At 67.9% G+C, this 25,483-nt stretch carries 26 protein-coding genes; 10 read left to right on the forward strand and 16 right to left on the reverse strand.

Translation table 11 applies throughout. From position 1 onward, the window contains the following. Nucleotides 1-53: 53 nt before the first annotated feature. From dapF to miaA, 4 genes are read right to left on the reverse strand one after another with little or no spacing between them, the layout of a single operon-like run. Entirely contained in the window at nt 54-905 is an 852-nt protein-coding gene (dapF, locus tag ABTX24_RS07565) for a diaminopimelate epimerase (protein WP_350838555.1), read from the reverse strand. Beyond that, nucleotides 905-1,534 (reverse strand): pyridoxamine 5'-phosphate oxidase family protein, encoded by a 630-nt coding sequence (locus tag ABTX24_RS07570; protein ID WP_350838557.1) that lies wholly within the window; start codon nt 1,532-1,534, stop codon nt 905-907. Before ABTX24_RS07570 ends, dapF begins: the two co-directional genes overlap by 1 nt. 53 nt (nt 1,535-1,587) lie before the next feature. Then, nucleotides 1,588-2,517 carry a helix-turn-helix domain-containing protein gene (locus ABTX24_RS07575; RefSeq protein WP_350838558.1) on the reverse strand — a complete coding sequence of 310 codons (930 nt, stop codon included), beginning with the start codon at nt 2,515-2,517 and terminating at the stop codon, nt 1,588-1,590. Further along, nucleotides 2,514-3,413: a tRNA (adenosine(37)-N6)-dimethylallyltransferase MiaA gene (gene miaA / locus ABTX24_RS07580; RefSeq protein ID WP_350838560.1), complete on the reverse strand. Its 900-nt coding sequence runs from the start codon at nt 3,411-3,413 to the stop codon at nt 2,514-2,516. Before miaA ends, ABTX24_RS07575 begins: the two co-directional genes overlap by 4 nt. A 152-nt stretch (nt 3,414-3,565) precedes the next feature. Between miaA and ABTX24_RS07585 the strand changes: the two genes are divergently transcribed. Beyond that, on the forward strand, nt 3,566-3,760 hold the full coding sequence (locus tag ABTX24_RS07585; protein ID WP_160025434.1) for an antitoxin: 195 nt from the start codon (nt 3,566-3,568) through the stop codon (nt 3,758-3,760). A 257-nt stretch (nt 3,761-4,017) separates the two neighbouring features. Further along, nucleotides 4,018-4,530 carry a hypothetical protein gene (locus ABTX24_RS07590; protein ID WP_350838562.1) on the forward strand — a complete coding sequence of 171 codons (513 nt, stop codon included), beginning with the start codon at nt 4,018-4,020 and terminating at the stop codon, nt 4,528-4,530. Between the two features lie 97 nt (nt 4,531-4,627). Here ABTX24_RS07590 and ABTX24_RS07595 read toward each other — a convergent pair whose 3' ends face one another. Further along, complete coding sequence (locus tag ABTX24_RS07595) at nt 4,628-5,560, reverse strand: zinc metalloprotease (RefSeq protein WP_350838564.1); 933 nt, start codon at nt 5,558-5,560, stop codon at nt 4,628-4,630. 107 nt (nt 5,561-5,667) lie between these two features. Then, nucleotides 5,668-7,173, reverse strand: a complete 1,506-nt coding sequence (gene miaB, locus ABTX24_RS07600) for a tRNA (N6-isopentenyl adenosine(37)-C2)-methylthiotransferase MiaB (protein ID WP_350838566.1) — start codon at nt 7,171-7,173, stop codon at nt 5,668-5,670. A 157-nt stretch (nt 7,174-7,330) separates the two neighbouring features. On the opposite strand from miaB, the gene ABTX24_RS07605 reads away from it, so the two are divergent. The 4 genes from ABTX24_RS07605 to ABTX24_RS07620 all read left to right on the forward strand — a co-directional run bounded on the left by ABTX24_RS07605 (nt 7,331) and on the right by ABTX24_RS07620 (nt 10,655). After that, nucleotides 7,331-8,107 carry an amino acid ABC transporter ATP-binding protein gene (locus tag ABTX24_RS07605; protein ID WP_160025438.1) on the forward strand — a complete coding sequence of 259 codons (777 nt, stop codon included), beginning with the start codon at nt 7,331-7,333 and terminating at the stop codon, nt 8,105-8,107. 82 nt (nt 8,108-8,189) lie between these two features. After that, on the forward strand, nt 8,190-9,008 hold the full coding sequence (locus tag ABTX24_RS07610) for a glutamate ABC transporter substrate-binding protein (protein WP_160025439.1): 819 nt from the start codon (nt 8,190-8,192) through the stop codon (nt 9,006-9,008). Between the two features lie 73 nt (nt 9,009-9,081). Continuing rightward, nucleotides 9,082-9,771, forward strand: a complete 690-nt coding sequence (locus tag ABTX24_RS07615; RefSeq protein ID WP_160025440.1) for an amino acid ABC transporter permease — start codon at nt 9,082-9,084, stop codon at nt 9,769-9,771. Next, on the forward strand, nt 9,771-10,655 hold the full coding sequence (locus tag ABTX24_RS07620; RefSeq protein WP_350838568.1) for an amino acid ABC transporter permease: 885 nt from the start codon (nt 9,771-9,773) through the stop codon (nt 10,653-10,655). Before ABTX24_RS07615 ends, ABTX24_RS07620 begins: the two co-directional genes overlap by 1 nt. Before the next feature lie 140 nt (nt 10,656-10,795). Here ABTX24_RS07620 and ABTX24_RS07625 read toward each other — a convergent pair whose 3' ends face one another. From ABTX24_RS07625 to ABTX24_RS07640, 4 genes are all read right to left on the reverse strand, one after another. Continuing rightward, entirely contained in the window at nt 10,796-11,263 is a 468-nt protein-coding gene (locus ABTX24_RS07625; protein WP_160025442.1) for a hotdog fold domain-containing protein, read from the reverse strand. 49 nt (nt 11,264-11,312) lie between these two features. Next, nucleotides 11,313-11,579, reverse strand: coding sequence for a metal-sensitive transcriptional regulator (locus ABTX24_RS07630; protein ID WP_008362591.1), 267 nt, complete (start codon nt 11,577-11,579; stop codon nt 11,313-11,315). Nucleotides 11,580-11,729: 150 nt separating this feature from the next. Beyond that, on the reverse strand, nt 11,730-12,110 hold the full coding sequence (locus tag ABTX24_RS07635; protein ID WP_350838570.1) for a VOC family protein: 381 nt from the start codon (nt 12,108-12,110) through the stop codon (nt 11,730-11,732). Then, nucleotides 12,107-12,904 (reverse strand): methyltransferase domain-containing protein, encoded by a 798-nt coding sequence (locus ABTX24_RS07640; protein ID WP_350838572.1) that lies wholly within the window; start codon nt 12,902-12,904, stop codon nt 12,107-12,109. Before ABTX24_RS07640 ends, ABTX24_RS07635 begins: the two co-directional genes overlap by 4 nt. A gap of 108 nt (nt 12,905-13,012) precedes the next feature. Between ABTX24_RS07640 and ABTX24_RS07645 the strand changes: the two genes are divergently transcribed. After that, the gene (locus tag ABTX24_RS07645; RefSeq protein ID WP_045546820.1) at nt 13,013-13,501 is read left to right on the forward strand and encodes a MarR family winged helix-turn-helix transcriptional regulator; all 489 of its coding nucleotides are present in this window, start codon (nt 13,013-13,015) and stop codon (nt 13,499-13,501) included. A gap of 125 nt (nt 13,502-13,626) precedes the next feature. Here the strand turns inward: ABTX24_RS07645 and ABTX24_RS07650 are convergent, their stop codons facing one another. Beyond that, nucleotides 13,627-15,420 carry an ATP-binding cassette domain-containing protein gene (locus ABTX24_RS07650; protein ID WP_350838574.1) on the reverse strand — a complete coding sequence of 598 codons (1,794 nt, stop codon included), beginning with the start codon at nt 15,418-15,420 and terminating at the stop codon, nt 13,627-13,629. 107 nt (nt 15,421-15,527) lie between these two features. Between ABTX24_RS07650 and ABTX24_RS07655 the strand changes: the two genes are divergently transcribed. Next, the gene (locus ABTX24_RS07655) at nt 15,528-16,793 is read left to right on the forward strand and encodes a TetR/AcrR family transcriptional regulator (RefSeq protein ID WP_350838576.1); all 1,266 of its coding nucleotides are present in this window, start codon (nt 15,528-15,530) and stop codon (nt 16,791-16,793) included. Nucleotides 16,794-17,013: 220 nt separating this feature from the next. Further along, entirely contained in the window at nt 17,014-17,826 is an 813-nt protein-coding gene (locus tag ABTX24_RS07660) for an IclR family transcriptional regulator (RefSeq protein WP_160025447.1), read from the forward strand. Nucleotides 17,827-17,925: 99 nt separating this feature from the next. Here the strand turns inward: ABTX24_RS07660 and ABTX24_RS07665 are convergent, their stop codons facing one another. The 3 genes from ABTX24_RS07665 to ABTX24_RS07675 are packed head-to-tail and all read right to left on the reverse strand — an operon-like array spanning nt 17,926 to nt 20,889. Further along, nucleotides 17,926-18,828, reverse strand: coding sequence for a 4-(cytidine 5'-diphospho)-2-C-methyl-D-erythritol kinase (locus tag ABTX24_RS07665; RefSeq protein ID WP_350838578.1), 903 nt, complete (start codon nt 18,826-18,828; stop codon nt 17,926-17,928). Next, nucleotides 18,825-19,694, reverse strand: a complete 870-nt coding sequence (gene rsmA, locus ABTX24_RS07670; RefSeq protein ID WP_350838580.1) for a 16S rRNA (adenine(1518)-N(6)/adenine(1519)-N(6))-dimethyltransferase RsmA — start codon at nt 19,692-19,694, stop codon at nt 18,825-18,827. Before rsmA ends, ABTX24_RS07665 begins: the two co-directional genes overlap by 4 nt. Nucleotides 19,695-19,728: 34 nt before the next feature. Next, complete coding sequence (locus tag ABTX24_RS07675; RefSeq protein ID WP_160025450.1) at nt 19,729-20,889, reverse strand: resuscitation-promoting factor; 1,161 nt, start codon at nt 20,887-20,889, stop codon at nt 19,729-19,731. Between the two features lie 480 nt (nt 20,890-21,369). On the opposite strand from ABTX24_RS07675, the gene ABTX24_RS07680 reads away from it, so the two are divergent. Further along, on the forward strand, nt 21,370-23,700 hold the full coding sequence (locus ABTX24_RS07680) for an immune inhibitor A domain-containing protein (protein WP_350838582.1): 2,331 nt from the start codon (nt 21,370-21,372) through the stop codon (nt 23,698-23,700). A gap of 68 nt (nt 23,701-23,768) precedes the next feature. On the opposite strand, the gene ABTX24_RS07685 is transcribed toward ABTX24_RS07680, so the two are convergent. After that, nucleotides 23,769-24,590: a TatD family hydrolase gene (locus tag ABTX24_RS07685; RefSeq protein ID WP_350838584.1), complete on the reverse strand. Its 822-nt coding sequence runs from the start codon at nt 24,588-24,590 to the stop codon at nt 23,769-23,771. A 13-nt stretch (nt 24,591-24,603) separates the two neighbouring features. Beyond that, nucleotides 24,604-25,431: a 16S rRNA (cytidine(1402)-2'-O)-methyltransferase gene (rsmI, locus tag ABTX24_RS07690; RefSeq protein WP_350838631.1), complete on the reverse strand. Its 828-nt coding sequence runs from the start codon at nt 25,429-25,431 to the stop codon at nt 24,604-24,606. Between the last annotated feature and the right edge of the window lie 52 nt (nt 25,432-25,483).

Consider the following 25,483-nt stretch of genomic DNA (forward strand, 5'->3'; position numbering starts at 1 on the left):
ACCATAGACGTGACCACCCTCACGATGGTGAATACCCGTTAACCGTCTCGCAGTCAGAGCGCGGTGGTGCCCTCGGCGATCAGGACCGCCGGCCCGGTGAGCAGCACCCGGTCGTCGGTCGTCCAGGTGACGTGGAGCGTGCCGCCGAGGACATCGACCCGGTACGTCACATCGGCATCGCGCGCGATCGCGAGACCGTCGGCCTCGGCGGCCGCGACCATCACCGCGCAGGCTCCGGTGCCACACGAGCGAGTCTCGCCCGCGCCGCGCTCGAAGACCCGCATGGCGACGTGACGCTCGGCGACGCGTTCGAAGAACTCCACGTTCACCCCGTGCGGATAGACCGCCTCGTCGAAGATCGGGGAGTCGTAGAGGTCACCGACGGGGCCGTGGGGGTCGATCGACTCGACCTCGGCGGCGGCGTGCGGGTTGCCCATGTCGACGTTGCAGGCCGACCAGAAGTGGTGGGCGACGGTGACCTGGGTCGACCCGAGCAGCTTCGGCGAGCCCAGGTCGGCGGTCCAGACGTCTCCGGACGCGCGGAGGATCTTGTCGCCGGCGCGGGTCGCGAAGGTGACCTCGTCGCCGGCGAGCCCGACGGAGCGCAGATACTCCGCGAAGACCCGGGTGCCGTTGCCGCACATCTCGGCTCGGGTGCCGTCGGCGTTGCGGTAGTCCATGAACCACTCGGCGTCGCTGACCGGACGATCCTCACCGGTATAGGCGGCCGTCCGGATCACCCGCAGGATCCCGTCGCCGCCGATGCCGGCCCGGCGGTCGCACAGCGCCCGGACCCGGTCGGCCATCTCCTCGTCGGAGAGCGCACCGTGCACCGACCCGTCGACGTCCGGCAGCAGCACGAAGTCGTTCTCCGTACCGTGCCCCTTCAAGAACGCGTAGGACATCAGTACAGGAACTTCGAGTAGGTGTCGGTGCGGTAGTAGTCCTCCATCTCGGCAAGCGTACGCGGGTCGTTCTCGACCTGCTTGGCGATGACCGCACGCTTGGGGAGGTGGTCGGGGTCCCACGTCTCCGGGTCCCACAGGCCCGAGCGCAGGAACGCCTTCGCGCAGTGGAAGAAGATGTCGTCGATGTCGACGACCAGGGCGAGGATCGGCCGCTTGCCCTTGACGGCCATCTCGTCGAAGAACGGTGCGTCCGAGACCAGCCGGGCACGGCCGTTGATCCGCAGCGTGTCGCCGCGGCCCGGGATCAGGAAGTTGAGCCCGACGTGCGGGTTGGCGAGCACGTTGCGGTAGCCGTCGACCCGCTTGTTGCCAGGACGCTCCGCGATCGCGATCGTCGTGTCGTCGATGACGTGCACCAGCGACCCGGCCGGATCCCCCTTCGGCGAGGCGTCGCAGTTGCCGTCGGCGTCCGAGGTCGCGAGCACGCAGAACGGCGTCGCGGCGAGCCACTGCCTGTCGATGTCGAGGAGCGCCGGGCGCCCCTTGGTCACCGCCCGCTCGTTCGGCACACCGACCAGGTCGACGAGCTCCTCGAGCGTGCTGATCTCAGTCCAGGTAGGGGTCACGGCCTCAGGGTACGAGGCGGGCGCGCGGGCGGCCGAATCATTTCGCCCGTCGCTCAGACCGTCGGCACCTCGCCCCGGCGAGCCCGCAGCCACTCGATCGGGTCGCCCCGGTCGACTTCGACACCGGCCATCCGGAGCATCATCCGGACCAGCAGACGGCGATGGGCTGCGTACGTCAGGACGTGGGCGACCACCGACCCGATCTGGAAGCTCTCCGGCGGCTCGCACAGGGCGTCGATGAGCCGGTCCTCCCAGGCCCCGCGCCGCTCGATGTCGCGTACGACCGCCAACCACCGCGCCGCCACGGCCTCGTGCCGCTCGACCAGAGCGACGACCGAGTCCGTGCGGCTCCGGACCGGCATCGCGAGGCCCTCGATCGAGGCCACCCAGCACTCCTTTGCCCACACCGTCGCCTCCAGGACCTGCGCGAGCGACTCCTCCGGGCCGTCCCACTCCAGCACCACGTGGCCGGCCAGCCGCACCTGCGTGAGCACCTCCGTGGGCAGGCCCTTGGCGAGGTCGAGCAGCGCTCTGGTGTCGTCGAGGTCGTGCATGACGAGCTGCTCGGTGAGCGGAGAGAGCACCCGCTCCTGGGAGTCGACCCACAACGACTCCGGCGGATGGAAGTGGATCCCGTTCGGCGCCGGCAGCCAGTGGCTGACCGCGGCGGTGCTCGGCGGGTGCCCGAAGGCCTTCGCATAGGCCCGCGAGAAGCCCTCGACCGACTCGTAGCCGGCGGCCCAGGCGGCATCGGTCACCGTGCCACCGTGCTGCAGCTGCCACGCGGCGCGCTCCAGCATCACCCGCCGCCGCATCGCCACCGGCGGCTCGCCCGCACCCCGGGAGAGCAGCCGGTTGAAATGATAGGGCGAGGTGTACGCGTCGCCGGCCATCTGCGCCAGCGTGCGCGGCTCTCCGGCGTCGGCCCCGTCGAGCACCGCGTCCAGCAGCTCCCTCAGCCTGTCACGCACGTTCTCGCTCACAGCCCCACCCTCCGCACCGCCGCGACGGCCTTCTCCAGACGGGACGGATCGTCGTACGCGACCCACACGACCCGCGGATCCTTGCGGAACCAGGCGTCCTGCCGGCGTGCGAACTGCCTCGTCTTGATGGCCGTTCTCTCCATGGCCTCCTCCAGCGTCGTCTCCCCGGCGAGATAGGCGGCGACCTCCTGGTAGCCGATCGCCTTCGACGCGGTCCTCGACCGCCCCAGACCCGCCTCCAGGAGCCGCGCGACCTCATCGACGAAGCCCGACTCGAACATCTCCGAGACCCGCTGCCGGATGCGTACGTCCAGGGCTTCCCGGGAGATGTCGACGCCGATCTGGATGGAGGCCGGGTCGTGGTAGACCTGCTCGGGCAACCGTGCGCTGAACGGCTCGCCGGTCAGCTCGATGACCTCCAGAGCGCGTACGACGCGACGACCGTTGTCGATCTCGATCCGTTCGGCCGCGACCGGGTCCAGGGCTCGCAGGCGGTCGTGAAGCGCCTTCTCACCAGCGGTTTCGAGCTCCTTCTCCAGACGCTCACGCACCTCGTTCGAGGTCCCCGGGAACTCGAACCGGTCCAGGATCGCTCGCGTGTAGAGAGCACTGCCGCCGACCAGCACGGGTGTCTTCCCTGCCTTGCGCAGCGTCGCGATCTCCTCGCGCGCCAGCCCCTGGAAGTCGGCGACGGAGGCCGGTTCGGCGATGTCGAGGAGGTCGAGCAGATGGTGCGGGATCCCGCGCCGCTCCGCGACCGGCAGCTTCGCGGTCCCGATGTCCATGCCGCGGTAGACCTGCATCGCGTCGGTGTTGATGATCTCGCCGCCGAGGGTCTCGGCGAGGTCGAGCGAGAGCGACGTCTTCCCTGCCGCGGTGGCTCCGACGACGGCCACGATCGGGGTGTCGGACAGGGAAAAAGATCCCGACCCACGTAGTCCAGATGAACTATTCGGGTCGCGTGTCCCCCTGTTGCTGTCGTACTCCATGTGGTTAGTCTGGCCGCTAGTTGGCTCATACGGGGAGCCACCGATCAAGAGGGGGAAGCATGAGCTTCTTGGACAAGGCAAAGGACCTCGCCCAGCAGGGCATCGACAAGATCGGCGCCGACAAGGTCGGCGAGGGCTTGGACAAGGCCGGCGAGTTCGCCGACGAGAAGACCGGTGGCAAGTTCAGCGACCAGATCGACCAGGGCGTCGAGACTGCGAAGAACGAAGCAGAGAAGCTGGACGGCGGCAACTGAGCCATTCACAGGCCTCGAAGCGGGGAGCGACCCAGACCGGGTTGCTCCCCGCTTCGCGTTTCCGTTCCTATACACCCAGCTGACTTTTTACGTGTCTATTTTCGAAACACTGTTACGAACCTGTTGCGACTTGTGCCGTCACATGGAACGGTCGAGACCGTCTCATTCTCGTCTCACGAATGAGGCAGCCGGGGGGCGAGCGTGCGATGCACGTTCGATTCCGGTCCAATCACAACTACTCGGAAGTGTGGACCAATATGTCTGAGAACTACGGCAACAGCGACGAGCAGCAGAACTACGGCCAGGAGGGCGGCTTCGGCGGCCAGGAGTCCAACGAGGGCTCCTCCTACGGCTCCGAGGGTGGCCAGAGTGAGGGTGGCTTCGGCGGCCAGGAGGGCGGCCAGAGCGAGGGCGGCTTCGGCGGCGGCGAGCAGTCCAGCGAGGGCGGCTTCGGCGGCGGCCAGGAGCAGTCCGAGGGCTCCTCCTACGGCTCGAGCGAGGGCGGTTCCTCCTACGGTGAGCAGTCCGACGAGGGCAGCTCCTACGGTGGCGGCGAGCAGTCCGAGGGTGGCTTCGGCGGCCAGGAGTCCAACGAGGGCTCGTCCTACGGCTCCGAGGGTGGCCAGAGCGAGGGTGGCTTCGGCGGCGAGCAGTCCAGCGAGGGCGGCTTCGGCGGCGGTCAGGAGCAGTCCGAGAGCTCCTCCTACGGCTCCGACGAGGGCTCGAGCGAGGGCGGCTTCGGCGGCGCGCAGAGCCAGTCGCAGTACTGATCCAGCTCTGCTGATCACACACGGATCGAGCGCCGGGCCCGCAAGGGACCCGGCGCTCGACGCGTTTCACACAGAGATCTCACCCAGAGATCGACGATCAGGCGCGGTACGCCACCCATCCGTCGATCATGCGCTGCACCTGACCCGGCGTGAACTCGTCCATGCACGCGTCCTCGGTGTAGTCCATGAAGTTGTGGATCGGGTCGAGGCCCGGAGCGGTGCAGGTGTCGGAGCCCTCCGGGCAGCCGAAGGCCGGCGCGGCCTCGGCCGGGGTGTCGGCGACCTGGTCACCCTTGCCGCGGCAGCCACCCTGGAAGGTGTGGTAGAGGTGCAGCCAGTGGCCGACCTCGTGCGTGGCCGTGTCGCCCTCGTCGTACGGCGCCGCCGAGCCGCCCGGCAGCGACTCGCCGAGGATGACCACACCGTCCTGCGACCCGATGTTCTTGGTCGGGAAGGTCGCCCAGCCGAGCAGGCCGTCGTCGATCTCGCCGATGTAGACGTTGAGCGCGTTGTCGCCGCCCTGGCGCAGGGCCGCCTTCATGTCCCGCTCGCCGGCCGAGCCGGAGATGATCGGGTACCAGGCCGGGTTGATCGTGGTCTCCTGGCCGACCACGTCGAAGGAGAACGGCGTGCCGGCGTACGCCGCGTTGAGCACGTCGATCTGAGCGTCGATGTTCGCCTGCGGGACGATGCCGGTGGTGGCGTCCTCCTGGATGACGTGGATGTAGGTCGGGATGGTCGTCGCGGCGAGGTTGGCGGTGCCGCCCTTCTTCCCCTGCGCGGCCAGGGCGCTGGAGAGCGCCTTCTCCTTGGCCTCGGCCTGCTTCGCGGTCAGATGGTTGGTGTCGCGGACCTGCTTGGCCCCTTCAGCGACGCGGGCGGCGCCGACCTCGTGCGGGTCGAAGCAGGCATCTCCTCCTGCGGACGCCTGCATGGCGCCCGCGGGGGCCGCGGCTGCCAGGCCCGAGGCCACGAGAACACCGAGTGCACCCATCGCCGCTGCTCTGTTGACCAGCTTGGGAATCGACATGGGGGTATCCCTTCCTGAGACAAGTTGCCTCAGACTAGGACAGGAATACCCTCAGGGGGAACGAAGTTACGGAGAATTTGCTGTTCGAGTAATCAGGTGCCGAACGATCAGCCGCACGCCGGCGCAGCCGGCAGCGGAGCGGGCACGCCGACCGACGGCATCCCCAGCCCGACCGAAGCGGCCGCGGCCTCGGGGCGGCCCTGACGCGCCTCCCAGGCGTCGCCGGAACGGGTGCGGCGTACCTCGAGCACGGGGTTGTCGGCGACCAGGTGGTGCGGAGCCGCGTAGGTGATCTCGACCTTCACCATGTCGCCAGGACGTACGCCCTCGGCCCCGGCGGCGTTGAAGTGGACGAGCCGGTTGTCGGGAGCGCGACCGGAGAGCCGGTGGGTCTCGGCGTCCTTGCGACCCTCGCCCTCGGCGACCATCAGCTCGAGCGTACGTCCGACGTTCTTCTTGTTCTCCTCGTAGGCGATCTCGTTGACGAGGTCGACGAGACGGCCGTAGCGGTCCTTCACGACCTCCGGCGAGATCTGGTCGGGGAGATCCGCGGCGGGGGTGCCGGGACGCTTGGAGTACTGGAACGTGAAGGCGGAGGCGAAGCGCGACTCACGGACCACATCGAGGGTGGCCTGGAAGTCCTCCTCGGTCTCCCCCGGGAAGCCGACGATGATGTCGGTGGTGATCGCCGCGTGCGGGATCGCTGCCCGGACGCGCTCGATGATGCCGAGGAACTTGGTCGACCGGTAGGAGCGGCGCATCGCCTTGAGCACGCGGTCGGAGCCCGACTGCAGCGGCATGTGCAGCGACGGCATCACGTTGGGCGTCTCGGCCATCGCCTCGATGACGTCGTCGGTGAACTCGGCCGGGTGGGGGCTGGTGAACCGGACCCGCTCCAGCCCCTCGATCTCGCCGCAGGCGCGCAGCAGCTTCGAGAAGGCCTGCCGGTCGCCGAACTCGACGCCGTAGGCGTTGACGTTCTGGCCCAGCAGGGTCACCTCGGTGACACCTTCGGCGACCAGCGCCTCGATCTCGGCGAGGATCTCGCCCGGTCGCCGGTCCTTCTCCTTGCCGCGCAGGCTCGGGACGATGCAGAACGTGCAGGTGTTGTTGCAGCCCACGCTGACGGACACCCAGGCGGCATACGCCGACTCGCGCTTCGTCGGCAGCGTGGACGGGAAGACCTCGAGGGACTCCAGGATCTCGACCTGGGCCTCCTCCTGCACCCGGGCCCGCTCGAGCAGCACCGGGAGCGAGCCGATGTTGTGCGTCCCGAACACCACGTCGACGTACGGCGCCTTCTCGGTGATCGTCGCGCGGTCCTTCTGCGCGAGGCAGCCGCCGACGGCGATCTGGAGGTCGGGGTTGGCCTGCTTGATCGGGGCCAGGTGGGAGAGGTTGCCGTAGAGCTTGTTGTCGGCGTTCTCCCGGACCGCGCAGGTGTTGAAGACGACCACGTCGGCCTGTGTACCCTCGGTCGCCTTCAGATAGCCGGCATCCTCCAGCAGCCCGGAGAGGCGCTCGGAGTCGTGGACGTTCATCTGGCACCCGTAGGTGCGGACTTCGTAGGTGCGCACCGCCGAAGCGGAGCCAGAGGCGATCGACGTAGTCATAGCGCCTTCAAGCGTACGACCGCAGGGGCCGCGTCGAGGAATCCAGCGCGGATGGGCGACCCAACGGGCGTACCCAGTCTTGTTGGTTATCTGGTTGTAACCGATCCCGGGGGCCAAGTCATAGATGTGCAATGCAGGATGTGGTTAGGTCTGCGGCATGACCGTGCTTGACACCGAACCCGCCGGCGCACCTTCGGGAGACGCTTTGGTGGTTCTTGACCATGTCGACAAGCACTACGGCGACCTTCACGTTCTCCAGGACATCAACCTGGAGATCAAGCGTGGCGAGGTCGTCGTGGTGATCGGGCCGTCGGGCTCGGGGAAGTCGACTCTCTGCCGCGCGATCAACCGCCTGGAGACGATCGACTCGGGCACGATCAAGCTCGACGGCAAGGAGCTGCCGGCAGAGGGCAAGGGCCTGGCCAAGCTGCGCGCCGAGGTCGGGATGGTCTTCCAGAGCTTCAACCTCTTCGCGCACAAGACGATCCTGCAGAACGTCACGCTGGGCCCGATGAAGGTGCGCAAGCTGAAGAAGGCCGAGGCTGAGGCCGAGGCCAAGAAGCTGCTCGACCGCGTCGGCGTGGGCGTCCAGGCGAGCAAGTACCCTGCGCAGCTCTCCGGTGGCCAGCAGCAGCGTGTCGCCATCGCCCGGGCGCTGGCGATGAAGCCGCAGGTGATGCTCTTCGACGAGCCCACCTCCGCGCTCGACCCGGAGATGGTCAAGGAGGTGCTCGACGTCATGGTCAGCCTCGCCAAGGAGGGCATGACGATGATCGTGGTCACCCACGAGATGGGCTTCGCCCGCGTCGCCGCCGACCGGGTCGTTTTCATGGCCGACGGCCAGATCGTCGAGTCCAACACCCCGGCCGAGTTCTTCGACAACCCGCAGTCCGAGCGCGCCAAGGACTTCCTCGGCAAGATCCTCAAGCACTGAACGTACGTCTCGGGTGAGCCCTGAGCTCGCGAAACCTGCACCGCACCAACCCTCAATTCCAGAATTCCAGAAGGTGGAAACGATGAAGTTCACGAAGATCGCCGCGACCCTGGGCGCTCTCGCGCTCACGGGCTCGCTCGCTGCCTGTGGTGGTAGCGACGACACCGGCTCCGACGCCGGCGGCGACAAGATCAAGATCGGCATCAAGTTCGACCAGCCGGGCCTCGGCTTCAAGGAGGCCGACGGTGACTACTCCGGCTTCGACGTCGACATGGCCGAGTACATCGCCGAGGGTCTCGGTTACGACGACGACCAGATCGAGTGGGTCGAGGCCGTCTCCGCCAACCGCGAGACGTTCCTCAAGGACGGCACCGTCGACATGATCCTGGCGACGTACTCGATCACCGACGAGCGCAAGGCCGAGGTCGACTTCGCCGGCCCGTACTACATCGCCGGCCAGGACCTCCTGGTCGCCGCCGACAACACCGACATCACCGGCCCCGACACGCTCGACGGCAAGAAGCTCTGCTCGGTGACCGGCTCGACCTCGGCCCAGAAGGTCAAGGACGAGTACGCCAAGGGCGTTCAGCTGCAGGAGTTCGACACCTACAGCAAGTGCGTCACCGCGATCGAGGGCGGCCAGCTCGACGCGATGACCACCGACGACATCATCCTGGCGGGCTACGCCCAGCAGGACCCGGGCAAGTTCAAGATCGTCGGTGCGCCGTTCTCCGAGGAGAACTACGGCGTGGGTCTGCCCAAGGGCAGCAAGGACCGCGACAAGATCAACGACCTGATCGAGAAGTCCTTCGAGGACGGCGCTTGGGAAGAGGCGTTCAACGACAACCTCGGTGAGTCCGGCTACGAGCTGCCGGAGCCGCCGGCCGTCGACCGCTACTGAGGCATCCGCGGGGCAGGGGAGTCTGCTCCCCTGCCCCGTCGCCGCGTCCAGCGCAAGAAATTTGGAAGGACCAATGGACCTCATCTCCGAGAGCGGGTCAGCCATCCTGACCTCGTTCGGGCTGACCTTGAGACTCGCCTTCTTCAGCGGCATCTTCTCGCTGCTGCTCGGCGTGGTGCTCGCGACGTTCCGGGTTTCACCGGTTCCCGTGCTGCGCTGGATCGGCTCGGCCGTCGTCTACACATTCCGCAACACTCCACTGACCCTGGTCATGTTCTTCACGCTCTTCGGACTGAGCTATCAACTCGGCCTCAACTTCAACGAGGAGCTGATCTACCGCAACAACTTCTGGCTGGCGGTCCTCGCACTCAGCGTCTACACCTCGACCTTCGTGTGTGAGGTGCTGCGCTCGGGCATCAACACGGTGCCGCTCGGCCAGGCCGAGGCGGCGCGCGCGATCGGGCTGACCTTCACCCAGAACCTTCGCCTGATCGTCCTTCCCCAAGCGTTGAGGTCGGTGATCAACCCGCTCGCCAGCGTACTGATCGCGATGACCAAGAACACGACGGTCGCCGTCACCATCGGTGTCACCACCGCCACCATGGTCAACGAGGCGTCGGGGCAGATGAAGTCGCTGATGGAGCGCAACTCCGACCAGATCCTGCTGATCTTCATCATCTTCGCGGTGGGCTTCATGATCCTGACCCTGCCCATCGGCTTCATCGCCGGCTGGGCCGCCAAGCGATTCGCGGTGATCCGATAATGAGCGCCTCAGTTCTGTACGACGCCCCCGGACCCCGCGGCAAGGCGCTCAACTGGGTCTACTCGGCCATCGCCCTCGTGTTCCTGGCCTGGGCGGCTTGGTTCGTCTACTCCAAGTTCGACGAAACCGGGCAGTGGGACGCCGAGAAGTGGAAGCCATTCCTCGAGGCGCCGGTCTGGGAGAACTTCCTCATCCCTGGTCTCATCGGCACGCTGAGCGCTTTCGCCGTCGGTGCGGTGCTCGCGCTCACGTTCGGGTTCCTCCTCGCAGTCGGCCGCCTCTCGCAGAGCCGGATCATCAGCGTCCCCAGCGGTGTGATCGTGGAGTTCTTCCGTGCGATCCCGATGCTGCTGCTGATGATGTTCATCTACTTCATGCAGCAGCCGCTCGGGCTCGAGACCAGCGTCTTCTGGGCGGTCGTCCTCGGACTCATGCTCTACAACGGCTCCGTGCTGGCCGAGATCATCCGTGCGGGTGTCAACGCTCTGCCGAAGGGACAGTCGGAGGCCGGCGTCGCGATCGGGCTCTCGCCCGGTCAGGTGATGCGTGCGATCCTGCTGCCTCAGGCCGTGCGCTCGATGCTGCCGGCGATCATCGCTCAGCTCGTCGTCCTGCTCAAGGACACCGCCCTCGGCTACATCCTCGCCTACGACGAACTGCTCAACCAGATCAACAAGATCGAGGGCAACTACAACAACCTGATCCCCGCGGCGATCGTCGTGGCGCTGATCTACATCGCAATCAACACGATCCTCGGTTTCGTGGCGAACGTCGTCGAGGCCCGTACGCGGAGGGTCGGTCACACCGCCGGTCCCGTCGGCACCGCGGAGGACCCGGACGTGCAGACGGCGACCGCAGCCGGCATGCCGGGCGGCAACGCCTGACACCATCAGGACGAACCAACGGCCCGCTGCCCCTCGGGGCAGCGGGCCGTTGCGTGCTCGCTTCGCGAGCTGACTCCTTCGCTCGGCCCGAGCGGACGAGCAAGCTCGCCGCTCGACCTCGCTCAGTCGTCTACCTGCTCTTACTTCTTCTTCGGGGTCACCCAGAGGTTGATCGTGCCCTCGATGGCCACGGTGCCGTCCTCACGGATGCCCTTGACGCGCACCGCGAGGTCACCGTCGGCGGTGTCCCACTGCTCCTGGTCGGTCTCCGCGATGCAGGTGATGTCGGTGGAGGCCTTGGCGGTGTAGGAGACGGTCATCCCCTTGGGGATCCAGCGCTTGTCGCGCGGGATGGTGACCTCCGCAAGGGCACCCATGGCCATCTCGAGACCGTTGCACAGCGCGATGGCGTGAACGGTGCCGATGTGGTTGTGGTTGCCCCTGCGGTTGGGGACGATGACCTCGGCGTAGTTGGGTCGCAGCTGGTTGACCAGCGGGTGGATGGACCCGAAGTAGGGCGCCTTCTTCGCGAACGCGACCGAGAATGCTCGCTTGCCGACAACCGGGACACGGTTGAAGGACTTCCAGAGGTCGTAGAGCTGGCTCATGGCAGCCAGGTTACCCGAGGGTAACCTCCTCCCCTCTCCTGGCCCGAGATCAGGAGAGGGAGAGGAAGACCTTCTCGAGCTCCTCGATCTGCTCCGGGCGATCTCCGTCGGCGTGCGCGCGGCGCAGCTCGTTGGAGAGCAGCGCGAAGGCCGCCTTGTCGAGGGCGCGGGTCACTGCCTTGAGCTGGCCGACCACATCGGCGAGCTCGCGGCCGTCTTCGATCATGCGGAGCACGCCACCGAGCTGGCCCTGAGCCCGGCGGACTCGATTGACCACGCTCGTCGTCTCCGCGTCCCGAGGCTGGGGGACGGTCACGTCGTCAGTCAAAGTCTTGCCTTCCATCGTTTCTGGCATCATTCCTGGCTCGTTGTTGTATCCCCCGGGGGACAACGGTCCAGACCAGTGGGCGTTACGGTTCTTTTTTGGATGATTCCGGTTTTCGCCTACACGGGACAGAAGTTCGTGCTAGATGCCCGTCTGCCACACGATCTCGACGCGGTTGCCGAACGGATCGCGGACATGGAAGCGCTGGAAGCCCTCGGCGTTGTGGCGCTGGCTCCAGTCGACCTCGAAGCCCAGGCTCCCCAATCTCGCCCCCATCGCCTCCAGGTCCGCCTCGGTCTCGACCGCCAGCGCGGGATGAGCCTTGGCCTGCGGTCGGTGCGGATCCTCGACACCGAGGTGGATCTCCGCGCCGCCCGGAGAGCGGAACCAGGCGCCGCCGCGCTTGGCCAGCTCGGCCGGCTTCGACACCTCGGTCAGCCCGAGGCCGTCGGCATAGAAGCTCCGGGCCTCGTCCTCGCGGCCGGCGGGCATGCCGACCTGCACGTGATGGATGCGCATCATGCCCCCAGTTTCCGGGCGACCACGAAGACGCGGCGGAACGGAAGCAGGACGAAACTGTTTCCTACCGAATCGTTTCGTACGGGATAGGCCTGAGCCAGACGGTTCTTGAGCTCCTCGGCGAACGGCTCGAAGAGACCAGCCTTCTCGAGCACCGCGGCCGTAGGACGGAGGCTCGTGCCGGCGATCCACGTGAAGACCGGGTCATCCCCTGTCAGCACGTGGAGGTACGTCGTCTCCCAGGCATCGACCTCGAAGCCCTCTCCCACCAGCACGTCGAAGTAGTCGGCCGGGTCGTGCGACCCGGGCGCCTCGAGGTGACGGGTGTGCTCCGCGTACGGCTCCTCGGCGGCGAGCTCCTCGCGCAGCCGATGGCTGGGCTCGTCGAAGTTGCCCGGGACCTGGAAGGCGAACCAGCCACCCTCATTGACCGCACCGGCGAGCGCAGGGAGCAGGTCCAGATGGCCAGGAACCCACTGGAGGGTGGCGTTGGAGAGGAGTACGTCCACGGATCCCGGCACCACCGACTCGGCCCAGTCGCGGAGATCCGCCACCGCGAAGTCGACGCCGTCGATGGTCGCGCGCGCCTTGTCGATCATCGGCGCACTGGAGTCGAGGCCGACGACCCTCGCATCTGGCCAGCGACCCGCCGCCAACGCGGTCAGGTTGCCGGGGCCGCAGCCGAGGTCGACCACGGTCTTCGGACGATCCGCGTCGACCCGGCGAAGGAGATCGACGAACGGCCGACCTCGCTCGTCGGAGTAGGTCAGGTAACGCTCGGGATCCCATGCGGTCATGGCGTACGTCCTCTCGATTTCTCTTGATGTCAAGATATTCAGATCGTCTCGCCGACTTGTCTCGATGTCAAGATTCTCGATGAGGCGAACTTGGGCTACGCTCTCGCCATGCGCGACGAAGTCGACGACCTGAGCGAGGCCTGGGCACACGAGCGGCCCGACCTGGACCTGGGTCCCGTCGAGATCTTCTCGCGTCTCTCCCGCCTCTCGCGTCACCTCGACCTCGCTCGGCGCGACGCGTTCTCCGGCTCCGGGATCGAGTCGTGGGAGTTCGACGTACTCGCCGCGCTGCGCCGAGCGGGCGACCCCTACGAGCTCTCCCCCGGCCGCCTGCTGCGCGAGACGCTGGTGACCAGCGGGACCATGACCAACCGCGTCGACCGGCTCGCCTCGCGCGGCCTGGTCGAACGGCTGCCGGATCCGGCCGACCGGCGGGGTGTCCTCGTCCGGCTCACCCCCGACGGCAAGGCGACCGTCGACAGCGCCTTCGAGGCGCTCCTCGCAGCCGAGCGGGAGTTCCTCGACGGCCTCTCCGGCGACCAGCAGAGCCAGCTCACCGACCTGCTGCGCCGGCTGCTGGTCCCCTTCTCGTCCTGACCAAGAGCCCCGCCGAGTCGGCTCATCCTGACCGAAATCTCCGCCGAGTCGGCTCGTCATGACGCGCCGACTCGGCGCTCGATCTCGTCAGTTTGCGCCGACTCGGCGTGCTTGTTCCCGAAGAACTACTCGAGGACCTCGGCGGCTTCTAGCCACTCCAGTTCCAGGTCGTCCTTCTCCGCGGCGAGCTGATCGAGCTCGGCGCTGAGCTCGGCGAGCCGGGTGTAGTCGTTGACCGACTCGGCCATCGCGAGCTCGAGCTTCTGCTGCTGCTCACCGATCCGCTCGAGCTGCTTGTCGATCCTGGCGATGACCTTCTTCGCCGCTCGTTCGTCGGCGGAGCCGGGCTTGGCCTTCGACGGGCCAGCCGCTGCCGTCTCGGCCGACGAGCGTGACGCCTCGGCCGGCGGGGCTGACGTCTCGGCAGGGATGGGGAGGCGGCGCTCGAGATACTCGTCGACACCACGCGGGAGCATGGAGATCTGGCCGTCGCCGAGAAGGGCCCAGATGGAGTCGGTGACGCGCTCGAGGAAGTAGCGGTCGTGGGAGACGACGATCAGGGTGCCGGGCCAGGCGTCGAGGAAGTCCTCGAGGACGTTGAGCGTCTCGATGTCGAGGTCGTTGGTCGGCTCGTCGAGCAGCAGCACGTTGGGCTCGGTGAGCAGCAGGCGCAGCAGCTGGAAGCGGCGGCGCTCGCCGCCGGAGAGGTCGCCGATGCGGGTGACCAGCTTGTCGCCGGTGAAGCCGAAGCGCTCGAGCATCGAGGTCGCCGAGAGCTCCTGGCCGTCGGTCGTCTTGGTGACGCGCTTGATCGACTCGACGGTCGGGAGGACTCGCGCCTCCGGGTCGAGGTCGTCGAGCTGCTGGGTCAGGTGCTGGAGAGCGATGGTGCGGCCGTGGCGTACCTTCCCCACCGCAGGCGGGAGGGTGCCGTCCAGCAGCGACAGCACCGAGGTCTTGCCGGCGCCGTTGACGCCGACGATACCGATCCGGTCCCCCGGGCCGATGCGCCAGGTGGCGTGCGACAGCAGCTGCCGCTCGCCGCGGAAGAGGTCGACGTCCTCGACGTCGATGACGTCCTTGCCGAGCCGCTGGGTGGCGAACTTCTGCAGCTCGAAGCGGTCGCGCGGCGGGGGTAGGTCCTCGATGAGCTGATTGGCGGCGTCGATGCGGAACTTCGGCTTCGACGTACGCGCCGGGGCACCGCGGCGCAGCCAGGCCAGCTCCTTGCGGACCAGGTTCTGGCGGCGTACTTCGGTGGCGGCGGCCTGACGGGACCTTTCGGCCTTGGCCAGGACGAAGGCGGCATAGCCGCCTTCGTAGGCGTCGACCTGGCCGTCGTGAACCTCCCAGGTGAACTGGCACACCGCGTCGAGGAACCAGCGGTCGTGGGTGACCACGACGAGCGCGGACGAGCGCGCGGCCAGGTGCGAAGCGAGCCAGGCCACGGCCTCGACGTCGAGGTGGTTGGTGGGCTCGTCGAGCACGATCAGGTCGTGGTCGCCCAGGAGCAGCTCGGCCAGGGCACAGCGACGGCGCTCGCCACCGGAGAGACCCATGACGGAACGGTCCAGGTCGATCCCGGCCAGGAGCTGTTCGACGATCTCACGGAGCACGGGGACGCCGGCCCACTCGTGGTCGGAGCGCCCGCCGAGCACCGCCTCGCGCACGGTGTGGGTGTCGATGAGCTGGTCACCCTGGTGCAGGAACCCGACCAGCAGGCCACGCTGGCGCGAGACGCGACCGGAGTCCGGCTCCTCCAGGCCGGTCATCACCTGCAGGAGCGTCGTCTTCCCGTCGCCGTTGCGGCCGACGATGCCGACCCGGTCGCCGGCGTTGATGCCGAGGGAGACGTCGTCGAGGAGGGGCCGGATGCCGTACGCCTTGGAGACGTGCTCGAGGTTGAGGAGGTTCGCCATATCGTCTCCCATTGTCCCCGAGGGCGGTGAGGCAGCCAGCATCGCGGCGGCCACCCAGCGGCACACCGGGCGGACGAAGAGCCCCTGACCTGCTTAGACTCAGTGCAATGGCCGAGAAGACGACGCTCCGCGAGCACACGCACGGCTCGCGTCAGATGATCCTCGAAGCAGCGCTCCGGCTGGCCGCCGAGCGTGGCTATGTCGGCACGACGATGGCGCTGGTCCGTCGCGCGACCGGCCTCCCGCCGTCCTCCCTCTACTGGCACTTCTCCAACAAGGACCAGCTCCTCGCCGAGGCGCTCGAGCACGGCTACACCCGCTGGAACGACATCGCCCCGCGGTGGGAGCCGACACCGACCGGCGACGACCTGCGCGAGGGGCTGCTGGCCAACCTGCGGCGTACGACGTCGGACACCCACGGTGCCAGGGCCGACTGGTGGCGGATGGGCCTGATGCTGGCACTCGAGTCCGGACCGACAGTCGGCGACGGTCCGCGCGAGCGCTTCCTCCAGATCCGCACCCAGACGCTCGCCGAGTTCGAGCGGTGGTGGGACGAGGCGGTCGAACTTCCGGCCCCGCACATCGAGACCCTCGCCCGGCTGACGCTCGCCGCCCACGACGGCCTCTTCATCCACGCCCAGACCGACGAGTACGCCGAGCTCGACCCGCTCCGGCAGCGGCTCGCCGACGGGCTGGCCGAGGTCGCGGACCACCTCCGCAAGCAGGACCCCGCGGCCGTTTCCGAGCCCGTGGAGCTGCCGCCGGTGACGTACCAGGGCAGGAGCAGCAGCCGCGAGAAGCTCGTCGCGGCAGCTCTCGAGGTCGCCGCGGAGAGCGGCTACGAGGGCGCCTCGATCAGCCGGATCTGCGCCGCGGCGGAGCTGCCGGCCTCATCGGTCTACTGGCACTTCGCGAACAAGGACGACCTGTTCTCGGCAGCGGTGGACGACTCCTACCGCGCCTGGATCAGCACCCAGTCCTCCTGGCAGCCGCCCAGCGCGGACTGCGACTGCGCGGCCGAGCTCCCACTGATGCTGAGGCCCCTGGTGGCCAGCCTGCGCCGGCTGCCCCCGTTCCTGCGGATCGGCCTGATGCTGGTGCTGCCGAAGAGGGCCGAGCCACTTCCCGGCCGCGACCGGTTCCTTGCCGTACGCCGCCAGTCGCGCGACGACTTCGCCGGCTGGTTCCGCGGAGCTCTCGGTGACGACGGGCCGGTGCACGCCGATGAGATGGCCGCGCTCCTGCTGGTGATCGCAGACGGACTTCTCTTTGCCGAGGCGCTCGACAGCGCCGACATGCCACCGGCCACGACCTCGGACCTGCTGGCGCGACTGGTGACGGCTACGCCGTTTCATACACAGATCAGTCACTGACCTACTACCGTACGTCCACAGAGGGTTTACGGCGCTAACGGGCGGAAACGCATCGAACTGTATGCCGTGTCATCTATTTCCGCAGGTCAGGAATGAGATTTATCCAACATTTGCTCCACAACCTCCGGAACGATCGTTACAGTGACTGCTGTCACAGAGAGTTGGAGGCCCCAGATCCCCCCTTCGTGGTGCCTCCGTCTCAGTTAAGGAGATCCCCCCCATGAGCGTCACTGCTATCCCCACCCTGGCTAGTCAGCACGACCATGAAGGTGCCCCGAGGACGACCTCCTCGGCGACCCCGTCTGCGACGAAGGCCCTCCAGATCCTGGAGGCATTTCTCGGAGCCGGCCCGAAGCTCGGTGTCAGCGAGATCGCTCGCACCGCGGGCCTTCCCAAGTCGACCGCCTTCCGCCTTCTGCGCCACCTCGAGCAGAGCGGGTACGTCGAGCGCACCGGCCGCCACTACGTCCTCGGCCGGCGGCTCTTCGAGCTCGGCAACGCGGTGCAGATCTGCCGACCGCAGGGCATCCGGGAGACCGCGATGCCACACCTGGCCGAGCTCTACGTGGCGACCGGCAAGACCGTGCACCTCGCCATCCTCGAGGGCACCGACATCGTCATCCTGGAGAAGATCACCGGTCGCGGTGGCATCCAGCCGGACACGTACGTCGGCGGGCGAGCGCCCGCCGCCTGCTCCGCGCTCGGCAAGGCGATCCTCTCGTTCAGCGACCGCAACCACATCGCGCCCGTGCTCGAGTCGGGCCTGGTGAGGCGCACCCGCCACTCGCACGGCGACCCGGCGAAGTTCCTCGCCGAGCTCCGCCGCGCCAACAGCGAGCGCATCGCCTTCGACCGCGAGGAGGCCCAGCTCGGCATCGTCTGCGCCGCGGTCCCGATCATGATCGAGGGCCGCGCGATCGCCGCCGTCTCCGTCTCCGGCAGCGCCGCCGGGTTCAACGCCGCCAGCATCACCCGCCACCTGCGCCGCGCTGCCGCGGCGATCTCCGACGAGGTCGTCTCCAGCGCCGCCTGACCCCGCCGAGGCGTCAGGTACGTCGGCCGACACGTCACGTACGTCGGCCGAGGGGACACGGTGCTGCCCTCTCGGCCGACGTAGCTGACGTCTCGGCTGTCAGTAGGTGACGACGTGGGCACCGGCGACGGGGCCCGGGGCGGTCCAGACGCGGTCGTACGCCTTGGCCTGCATCGCTCCGGCGACCTCGCGGGCGTGGGCGGCGTCGCGGCAGAGCATCAGGACGGTCGGGCCCGATCCGGAGAGCTGTACGGCCAGGGCACCTGCCTCCGCGCCGTCGGCGAAGGTCTGGGCGAGGTCGGGGCGTAGCGCCAGCGCCGGGGCCTGCAGGTCGTTGGCGAGCGCCTCGGCGAGGAGCTCCGCGTCGCCCTTCTCCAGCGCCATGAGCAGGCTCTCGGGGACCTGGGGGTCGCCGACCCCGGTCCCGGCATGCTCGTCGAAGGCGCGGTAGACCGCCGGCGTCGAGAGCCCCTGCTCGTTGCCGACCGCGACCCACCACCAGGCACCGTTGTCGGTGACCGGCTCCACGATCTCGCCGCGGCCGCCGCCGATGGCGGTGGCACCGATGAGCGCGAACGGTACGTCGGAGCCCAGCTGCCCCGCCAGACTCAGCAGATCCTCGTCGGAGGTCTCCAGCGACCACAGCCGGTCGAGGGCGACGAGCGTCGCGGCGGCGTCGGCCGAGCCGCCGGCGAGACCGCCGGCGACCGGGATGCCCTTGTGGATCGCGACGTTCGCGGCCCTGTCGATGCCGTGGTGGGCGGCGAGAGCCTTGCCGGCACGCACGACGATGTTGTCATCGCCGGTCGGGATCTCCCCCAGCGCGATGTGGTCCTCCGCGGTGAGCGTCACCTGCCACTCGGCGGCCTCGCTCACGGTGACGTCGTCGTAGAGCCCGATCGCCTGGTAGACGGTCGCCAGCGGATGGAACCCGTCCGCACGGACCGGCCCGACGCCGAGGTGGAGGTTGAACTTCGCGGCGGCGCGGACGGTGATCGTCATGAGGGAACCCTTTGGAGCGATTCGGTGATGCGTACAAAATCCGCGATGGTCAGCGCCTCGCCGCGCGCCAGCGGGTCGATCCCGGCCTCGACGAGTGCCTTCTCGGCGGCGTCGGCAGAGCCGGCCAGAGGCTTGAGTACGCCGCGCAGCGCCTTGCGACGCTGCGCGAAGGCGGCGTCGATGACCGCGAAGACCTCTTCGCGCGAGACGGCGGTCGACGGCGGATCACGGTGACGCCAGTAGACGAGGCCGGAGTCGACGTTGGGCGCCGGCCAGAAGACGTTGCGACCGATCGCGCCGGCGCGGCGTACCTCGGCGTACCACGCGGCCTTGACCGAGGGGACGCCGTAGACCTTGGAGCCGGGCTTGGCCGCCAGCCGGTCGGCGACCTCGGCCTGCACCATCACCAGGCCGTGGCGCAGCGAGGGCAGCAGCGACATCAGGTGCAGCAGGACCGGGACCGAGACGTTGTAGGGGAGGTTCGCGACCAGCGCCGTGGGCGGCGGGCCGGGGACGGAGTCGACCCGGAGAGCGTCCGCGCGGAGCAGGCTGAACGCGTCGGCCTGGTCGGGGGCGTACTCCTGGATGGTTCTCGGCAGCCGCTGCGCCAGGACCTCGTCGATCTCGATCGCGGTCACCTTCGCGCCGGTCTCGAGGATCGCGAGGGTGAGCGACCCGAGGCCGGGGCCGACCTCGACGACGACGTCATCGGCGGTGACGCCGGACTCGCGCACGATCCGGCGCACGGTGTTGGCATCGATCACGAAGTTCTGCCCGCGCTGCTTGGTGGGGCGGAGATCGAGCTCGGATGCGAGCGACCGCACCTCCGCCGGGCCCAACAGGCGCGGCGGGGTGCGGTCGGTCATGGGTACAGACTATGGCCCGAGGGCCGAAACAGCCTTACTGCGGCAGACCGAGCTGCTGCGAGCAGTGCGGCCAGGAGCCGTAGCCACCGTTGGCGTCACGGACCTTGGTCGCGATCGCGATCTGGGTCTCGCGGCTGTTCTCGCTCGGGAGACCGGAGCCGCCGTAGGCCTGCCAGGTCTGCAGGTTGAACTGCAGCCCGCCGTAGTAGCCGTTGCCGGTGTTGATCGCCCAGTTGCCACCGGACTCGCACTGCGCGAGCTGGTCCCAGACGGTGTTGCCGCCGGCGAAGTTGGCCGCAGGCGCTTCCTTCTCCTTGGTGCCAACCTTGACGATGCGCGGCTCGGCCTTGTCGAGGACGTTCTGCTCGAGGACCTTCTTGGAGACGGCCTCGCCGTTCTTGAGGACGATCCGGTAGGTCACCGAACGGACCCCGTCGGAGCCCTCGTCGACGACCTCGGTCTCACCCTCGTACATCGAGGAGTCCTCGCGCTCCTCGACCGGCGCCTCGATCTTCTCGCGGGCGACCTTCTGGGTCTTGGCGGAGAAGTCGGTGAAGACGATCTTCTGACCGGTCTTCACTGCCTTGTCGGAGGCCGGGGAGACCTTGTCCCGGCGCTCGAGGTCGACACCGAGGTCCTTCAACGCATCGGCGACGGTCAGCGCGGTCACGCTGACCTTCTTGGTCTTCTTCCCCGCCAGCTCGACCTTGACGGTCTTCGGCGTGATGACGTCGAGCGACATCCCGTCGCGGCCGATGTAGGCACCGCGGCTGGTCGAGAGCTCTGCCCGGTCGTAGTCACGGCCGAGCTCGGCGAGAGCGCCGCCGACGGTGGTCGCGGTGACCCAGTGGTCCTGGGCCTTGCCGTCGACCTCGAGGCTCAGCTGACGGGCGTAGCGGACGCTGATCGCGCTGCCGTCCTCGACCTCGGTGTCGAGCGAGGGAGCAACCGCGTCCCGGTCGCCGATCTCGATGCCCTCGGCCTCGAGGACCTCACCGACCGTGTCGGCGTGGACGCTGACGTCCTTGGCCTTGCCGTCGACCGAGACGATGACATCGGTCTGCGAGGTCTTGACGCCGTATGCGGTGCCGCCTGTGGCGACCACGGCGGCGGCGAGTCCGCCGACCAGAATGGCCTTACGGCGACGAGTAGATGCGATGTTGCGAACCCATGAGGTGGTGCTGCTGACGGGCACAATGCTCCGATGTTCGTGCTCTCCGGGCACGGGCGAACGGTGTTGCGAGATCTGGTGATCTACGCGCTGAGGCCCACCCCCAACACCGTCCGGATCTGTCCCGATCCCGGCTATCTCGCCGGACAGCGGAACAAATACGGTCGGTTAAATGCAAGTCTCCTGCCCAGTCCGCAGGCAATTACAAGCATGCAATCTCGGCATCAAATGAGGGTCAGGGAGTGCTGTCAATACCTGTCGTAGCAAATGACAGGTGTGCGATTCACCACGTCGAAATCGCTGGTCAAGCGGGTTGATCAGAGCGCATGTCGTAATCCCGCCACGAAATTTCGTTCCCTCTGGCCAATAGGCGACAAATCCTTTACAGGTAACTCCGTTGCTTGGTGTTGTACTCCGAAGCCATCTCTGTCGTGATGGCCCGTCGTGCCGGTCAGTTCTCGGGGAAGGCAGATGTGCGCGATGTCACCAGACTCCGGAGGAACGATGAACAGACGCCTTACCAGCGTTCTCGCCGCGGTTGCGGTCGCCGGCGTGACGCCGGTGGCCCTGACCCACTCGTCGGCTAGCGCCGTCGAGGACTCGGGGACCCCCGCCGCCGCTGCGGTGAAGCAGAAGGTCGATGACAAGCCCGACGCGCTCAACACCAAGCGCCGCGAGCTCAAGACCAACGCCGCCACTGCCGTCGCCACGGGCGAGAAGCAGACGGTCACGAAGAACGGCAGCGAGGTCGTGAAGATGGGCTCGGGCAAGAACGCCCGCTGGGTGGAGCACGAGCCCACCGAGAAGTCCCAGCTGCTGAGCTTCCTGGTCGAGTTCGGCGAAGGCGGCAACCCGGCCTTCCCCGACAACACCTCGGGCCCGCTCCACAACGAGATCGCGCCGCCCGCCGAGAACGACAACTCCACCTACTGGGAGGAGGACTTCTCCCGCGAGCACTACATGGACATGTTCTTCAACCAGGAGAAGGGCGCCGAGTCCTTCCACAACGTCTACAAGGAGATGTCGAGCGGCCGCTTCGACCTCCAGGGCGACGTGAGCGACTGGGTGACGCTTCCGCACGCGGAGTCCTACTACCAGAACGACAAGGGCGACGAGACCGCCGCCGCGATGAAGAACTTCGTCCAGGACAGCGCCAACGCCTGGTACGACGCGCAGAAGGCGGCCGGCAAGACCGACGCCGAGATCACTGCGTACCTCCAGGACTACGACATCTGGGACCGCTACGACCTCGATGGCGACGGCAACTTCAACGAGGCCGACGGCTACATCGACCACTTCCAGGCGATCCACTCCGGCGTCGGCGAGGAGGCCGGTGGCGCACCGTGGACCATCTGGTCGCACCGCTGGGCCGCGAACGCGTCCGGCTCCGACGGCCCCGCCAACCACCCGAAGGCCGGCGGCGTCAAGATCGGTAACACCGACATCTGGATCCGCGACTACACCACCGAGCCCGAGAACGGCGGCTTGGGCGTCTTCGCGCACGAGTTCGGCCACGACCTCGGTCTGCCGGACTTCTACGACACCGCGGGCGGCGAGAACGGCACCGGCTTCTGGACCCTGATGAGCTCGGGCTCCTGGCTCGGTCACGGTGACGGCACCATCGGCACCACCCCGAACCACATGGGCGCCCCGGAGAAGCTCTTCCTCGGCTGGCTCAACTACGACACCGTCGAGGCCGGTACGTCCAAGAAGCTGACCCTGGGTCCAAGCTTCCACGACACCGGGTCCAAGACCCCGCAGGCGCTCGTGGTCAACCTGCCCGACGGCGAGACCACCCACGACGTCGGTTCCGGTACGTCCGGCAAGACGTTCCTCTACTCCGGCAAGGGCGACGACCGCACCGCCACCGCGGTCAGCCCGGAGATCACCGTCCCCGCGGGCGGCACGCTCTCGGCCAAGGTGAAGTACGACCTCGAGGCGGAGTACGACTTCACCTTCCTGGAGGCCTCCACCGACGGCGGCACCACGTGGTCGACCCCGCTGGCGACGAACCTGTCCTCTGCTGAGTACAACAACGGCATCCACGGCACCTCCGACAGCACCTGTGACGGCAACTGCGCCGACCACGACCCGCAGGAGTACGTCGACCTGACCGCCGACCTCTCGGCGTACGCGGGCCAGAACGTCAAGCTCCGCTTCCGCACCGCGAACGACGGCGGCGTCGCCTACTACGGCTTCGCCATCGACGACCTCTCGGTCGGCTCGGCCTACACGACGGACTTCTCGTCCTTCGACGGCTGGACCAACAAGGAGTACATGGGCATCACCGACGGCACCTACATCTCGACGTACCCGCGCTTCTACATCGCCGAGAACCGGCAGTACAAGGGCTACGACAAGACGCTGGCCGAGGGTCCGTACAACTTCGGCTACGGGGTGACCGCGCCTGACAAGGTCGACCACTACGCCTACCAGGACGGCCTGCTGATCTGGTACAAGAACGGCGAGTTCACCGACAACAACACCTCGGAGCACCCCGGTGGTGGCCAGGCGCTGGTCGTCGACGCCTCCGTCGGCGTCCAGAAGTGGTCGAACGGCACCCTGTCGCGCAACCGGATCCAGGGGTACGACTCGACCTTCGACGTCGACCGCACCGACGCGCTCCACCTGGAGAACGAGATCGCCGGCGCCCCGAACAACGTCCTCGACCTGCCGCGGCGCAAGGGCGTGCCGACCTTCTACGACAGCTCGGAGACGGCGTACTACGACGCGTCCAACCCGGCGCACTCCACCAAGACGGCCGGCAGCGGCGTCAAGATCAAGGTGCTCTACTCGGACGAGCGCAGGGGCACGATGACGCTCAGCGTCTCCTGACCTGATCACAGCAACGAGAGGGGCCCGAGGCGATCGCCTCGGGCCCCTCTCGTGTCAGTGCCGGTCCATCACCAGGTGCCGCCGAAGGCCGTCTCGGTGTTGGTGTTGACGGCGTGGCAGAGCGCTTCGAGGTCCTCGCCGCGTACGTCGGCCATCACCCGCATCGTGGCCGGGATCATGTAGCTGGAGTTGATCGCGCCGCGGTGCGGGTGGGGCGTCAGGAACGGGGCGTCGGTCTCGACCAGGATGCGGTCCTGGGGAGTGATCGCGAGGGCGTCACGGAGGTACTGGGCGTTCTTGAACGTCACCGTGCCGGCGAAGGAGAGGTAGGCACCGCGGTCGAGGCACTGGCGGGCGAACTCGGGGTCGCCGGAGAAGCAGTGCATCACCCAGCGCTCGGGCGGGCCGACGCTGTCGATCACCTCGAGCACCGCCTCGTGCGCGTCGCGGTCATGGATCATCAGGGTCTTGTCGAGCCTCTTGGCGATGTCGATGTGGCGCCGGAACGAGTAGGCCTGGGTCTCGCGACCCTCCTCGTCGGTGCGGAAGAAGTCCATCCCGGTCTCCCCCACCACGCGCACCTTGTCGTGCGCCCCGGCGAGCTTCTCGATCTCGTCCAGCGCGGCCTCGAGGTCGGGCTGGCGGGGAGCGTCGTTGGGGTGGAGCGCCACCCCGGCGACCATGTTGTCGTACGTCTGGGCCGCCTCGACCGCCCAGCGCGCACCGGGCAGGTCGCAGCCGATCTGGACCACCCTGGTCACGCCCACGGCGGCCGCCTGCGCGAGCGCTTCCTCGACCGGGAGACTCTCGTCCCCTCGGACGATGTCGAGATGGGTGTGGTTGTCGACGACCGGTGCGGGCAGTGGCTCGGGTGCCGGGGCGAAACTCATGCTCACCAGTCTTCTACACGCTCTTGTGGACGAGGTCGTAGACCTCGCGTTTCGGTACGCCGGCCAGTCTGGCCACCTCGGCGATGGCCTCCTTCTTCGTGTGGCCCTCGCCTTCCAGGTCGGCGACGGCGGCGCGGAGGCTGTCGGGGTCGCTGCCGATCTCGGCGGACGGGTCGGCGCCGGTGACGACGATGGTGACCTCGCCGCGCACTCCCTCGGCGGCCCAGTCGACGAGCTCGGCCAGTCCCCCGCGGCGTACTTCTTCGTGGGTCTTCGTCAGCTCGCGGCAGACCGCGGCGCCCCGGCCGTCGCCGAAGGCGTCGCGCATCGCCGCCAGGGCGGCCTCGGTGCGGTGGGGGGCCTCGAAGAAGACCATGGTGCGCTCCTCCTTCGCCAGGTTCGCCAGGCGGCGGGAACGCTCGCCGGCCTTGCGGGGCAGGAAGCCCTCGAAGCAGAACCGGTCGACGGGGAGGCCGCTGACGGCCAGGGCGGTGAGGACGGCCGAGGGGCCGGGCACCGCGGTGACGCGTACGTCCTTCTCGACCGCGGCGGCGACCAGGCGATACCCGGGGTCGGAGACCGAGGGCATCCCGGCGTCGGTCACCAGCAGCACGCGGTTGCCGTCCAGGAGGTCGGCGAGCAGCGTCGGCGTACGTGAGCTCTCGTTGCCCTCGAAGTAGGAGACGATGCGGCCCTTGATCTCGACACCGAGATCCGTCGTCAGCCGACGCAGGCGGCGGGTGTCCTCAGCGGCGATGACGTCCGCGGTGGCGAGTTCGGAGGCCAAGCGGGGTGGGGCATCCTCGACGCGTCCGATCGGGGTTGCCGCGAGTACGAGCACGCCATCGTTTGGATCTACCACACCGATATTGTCGCAGGCTTATAAGGTTCCC

This window comes from Nocardioides sp. NPDC127514, from assembly GCF_040302125.1.
Lineage (GTDB): Bacteria > Actinomycetota > Actinomycetes > Propionibacteriales > Nocardioidaceae > Nocardioides.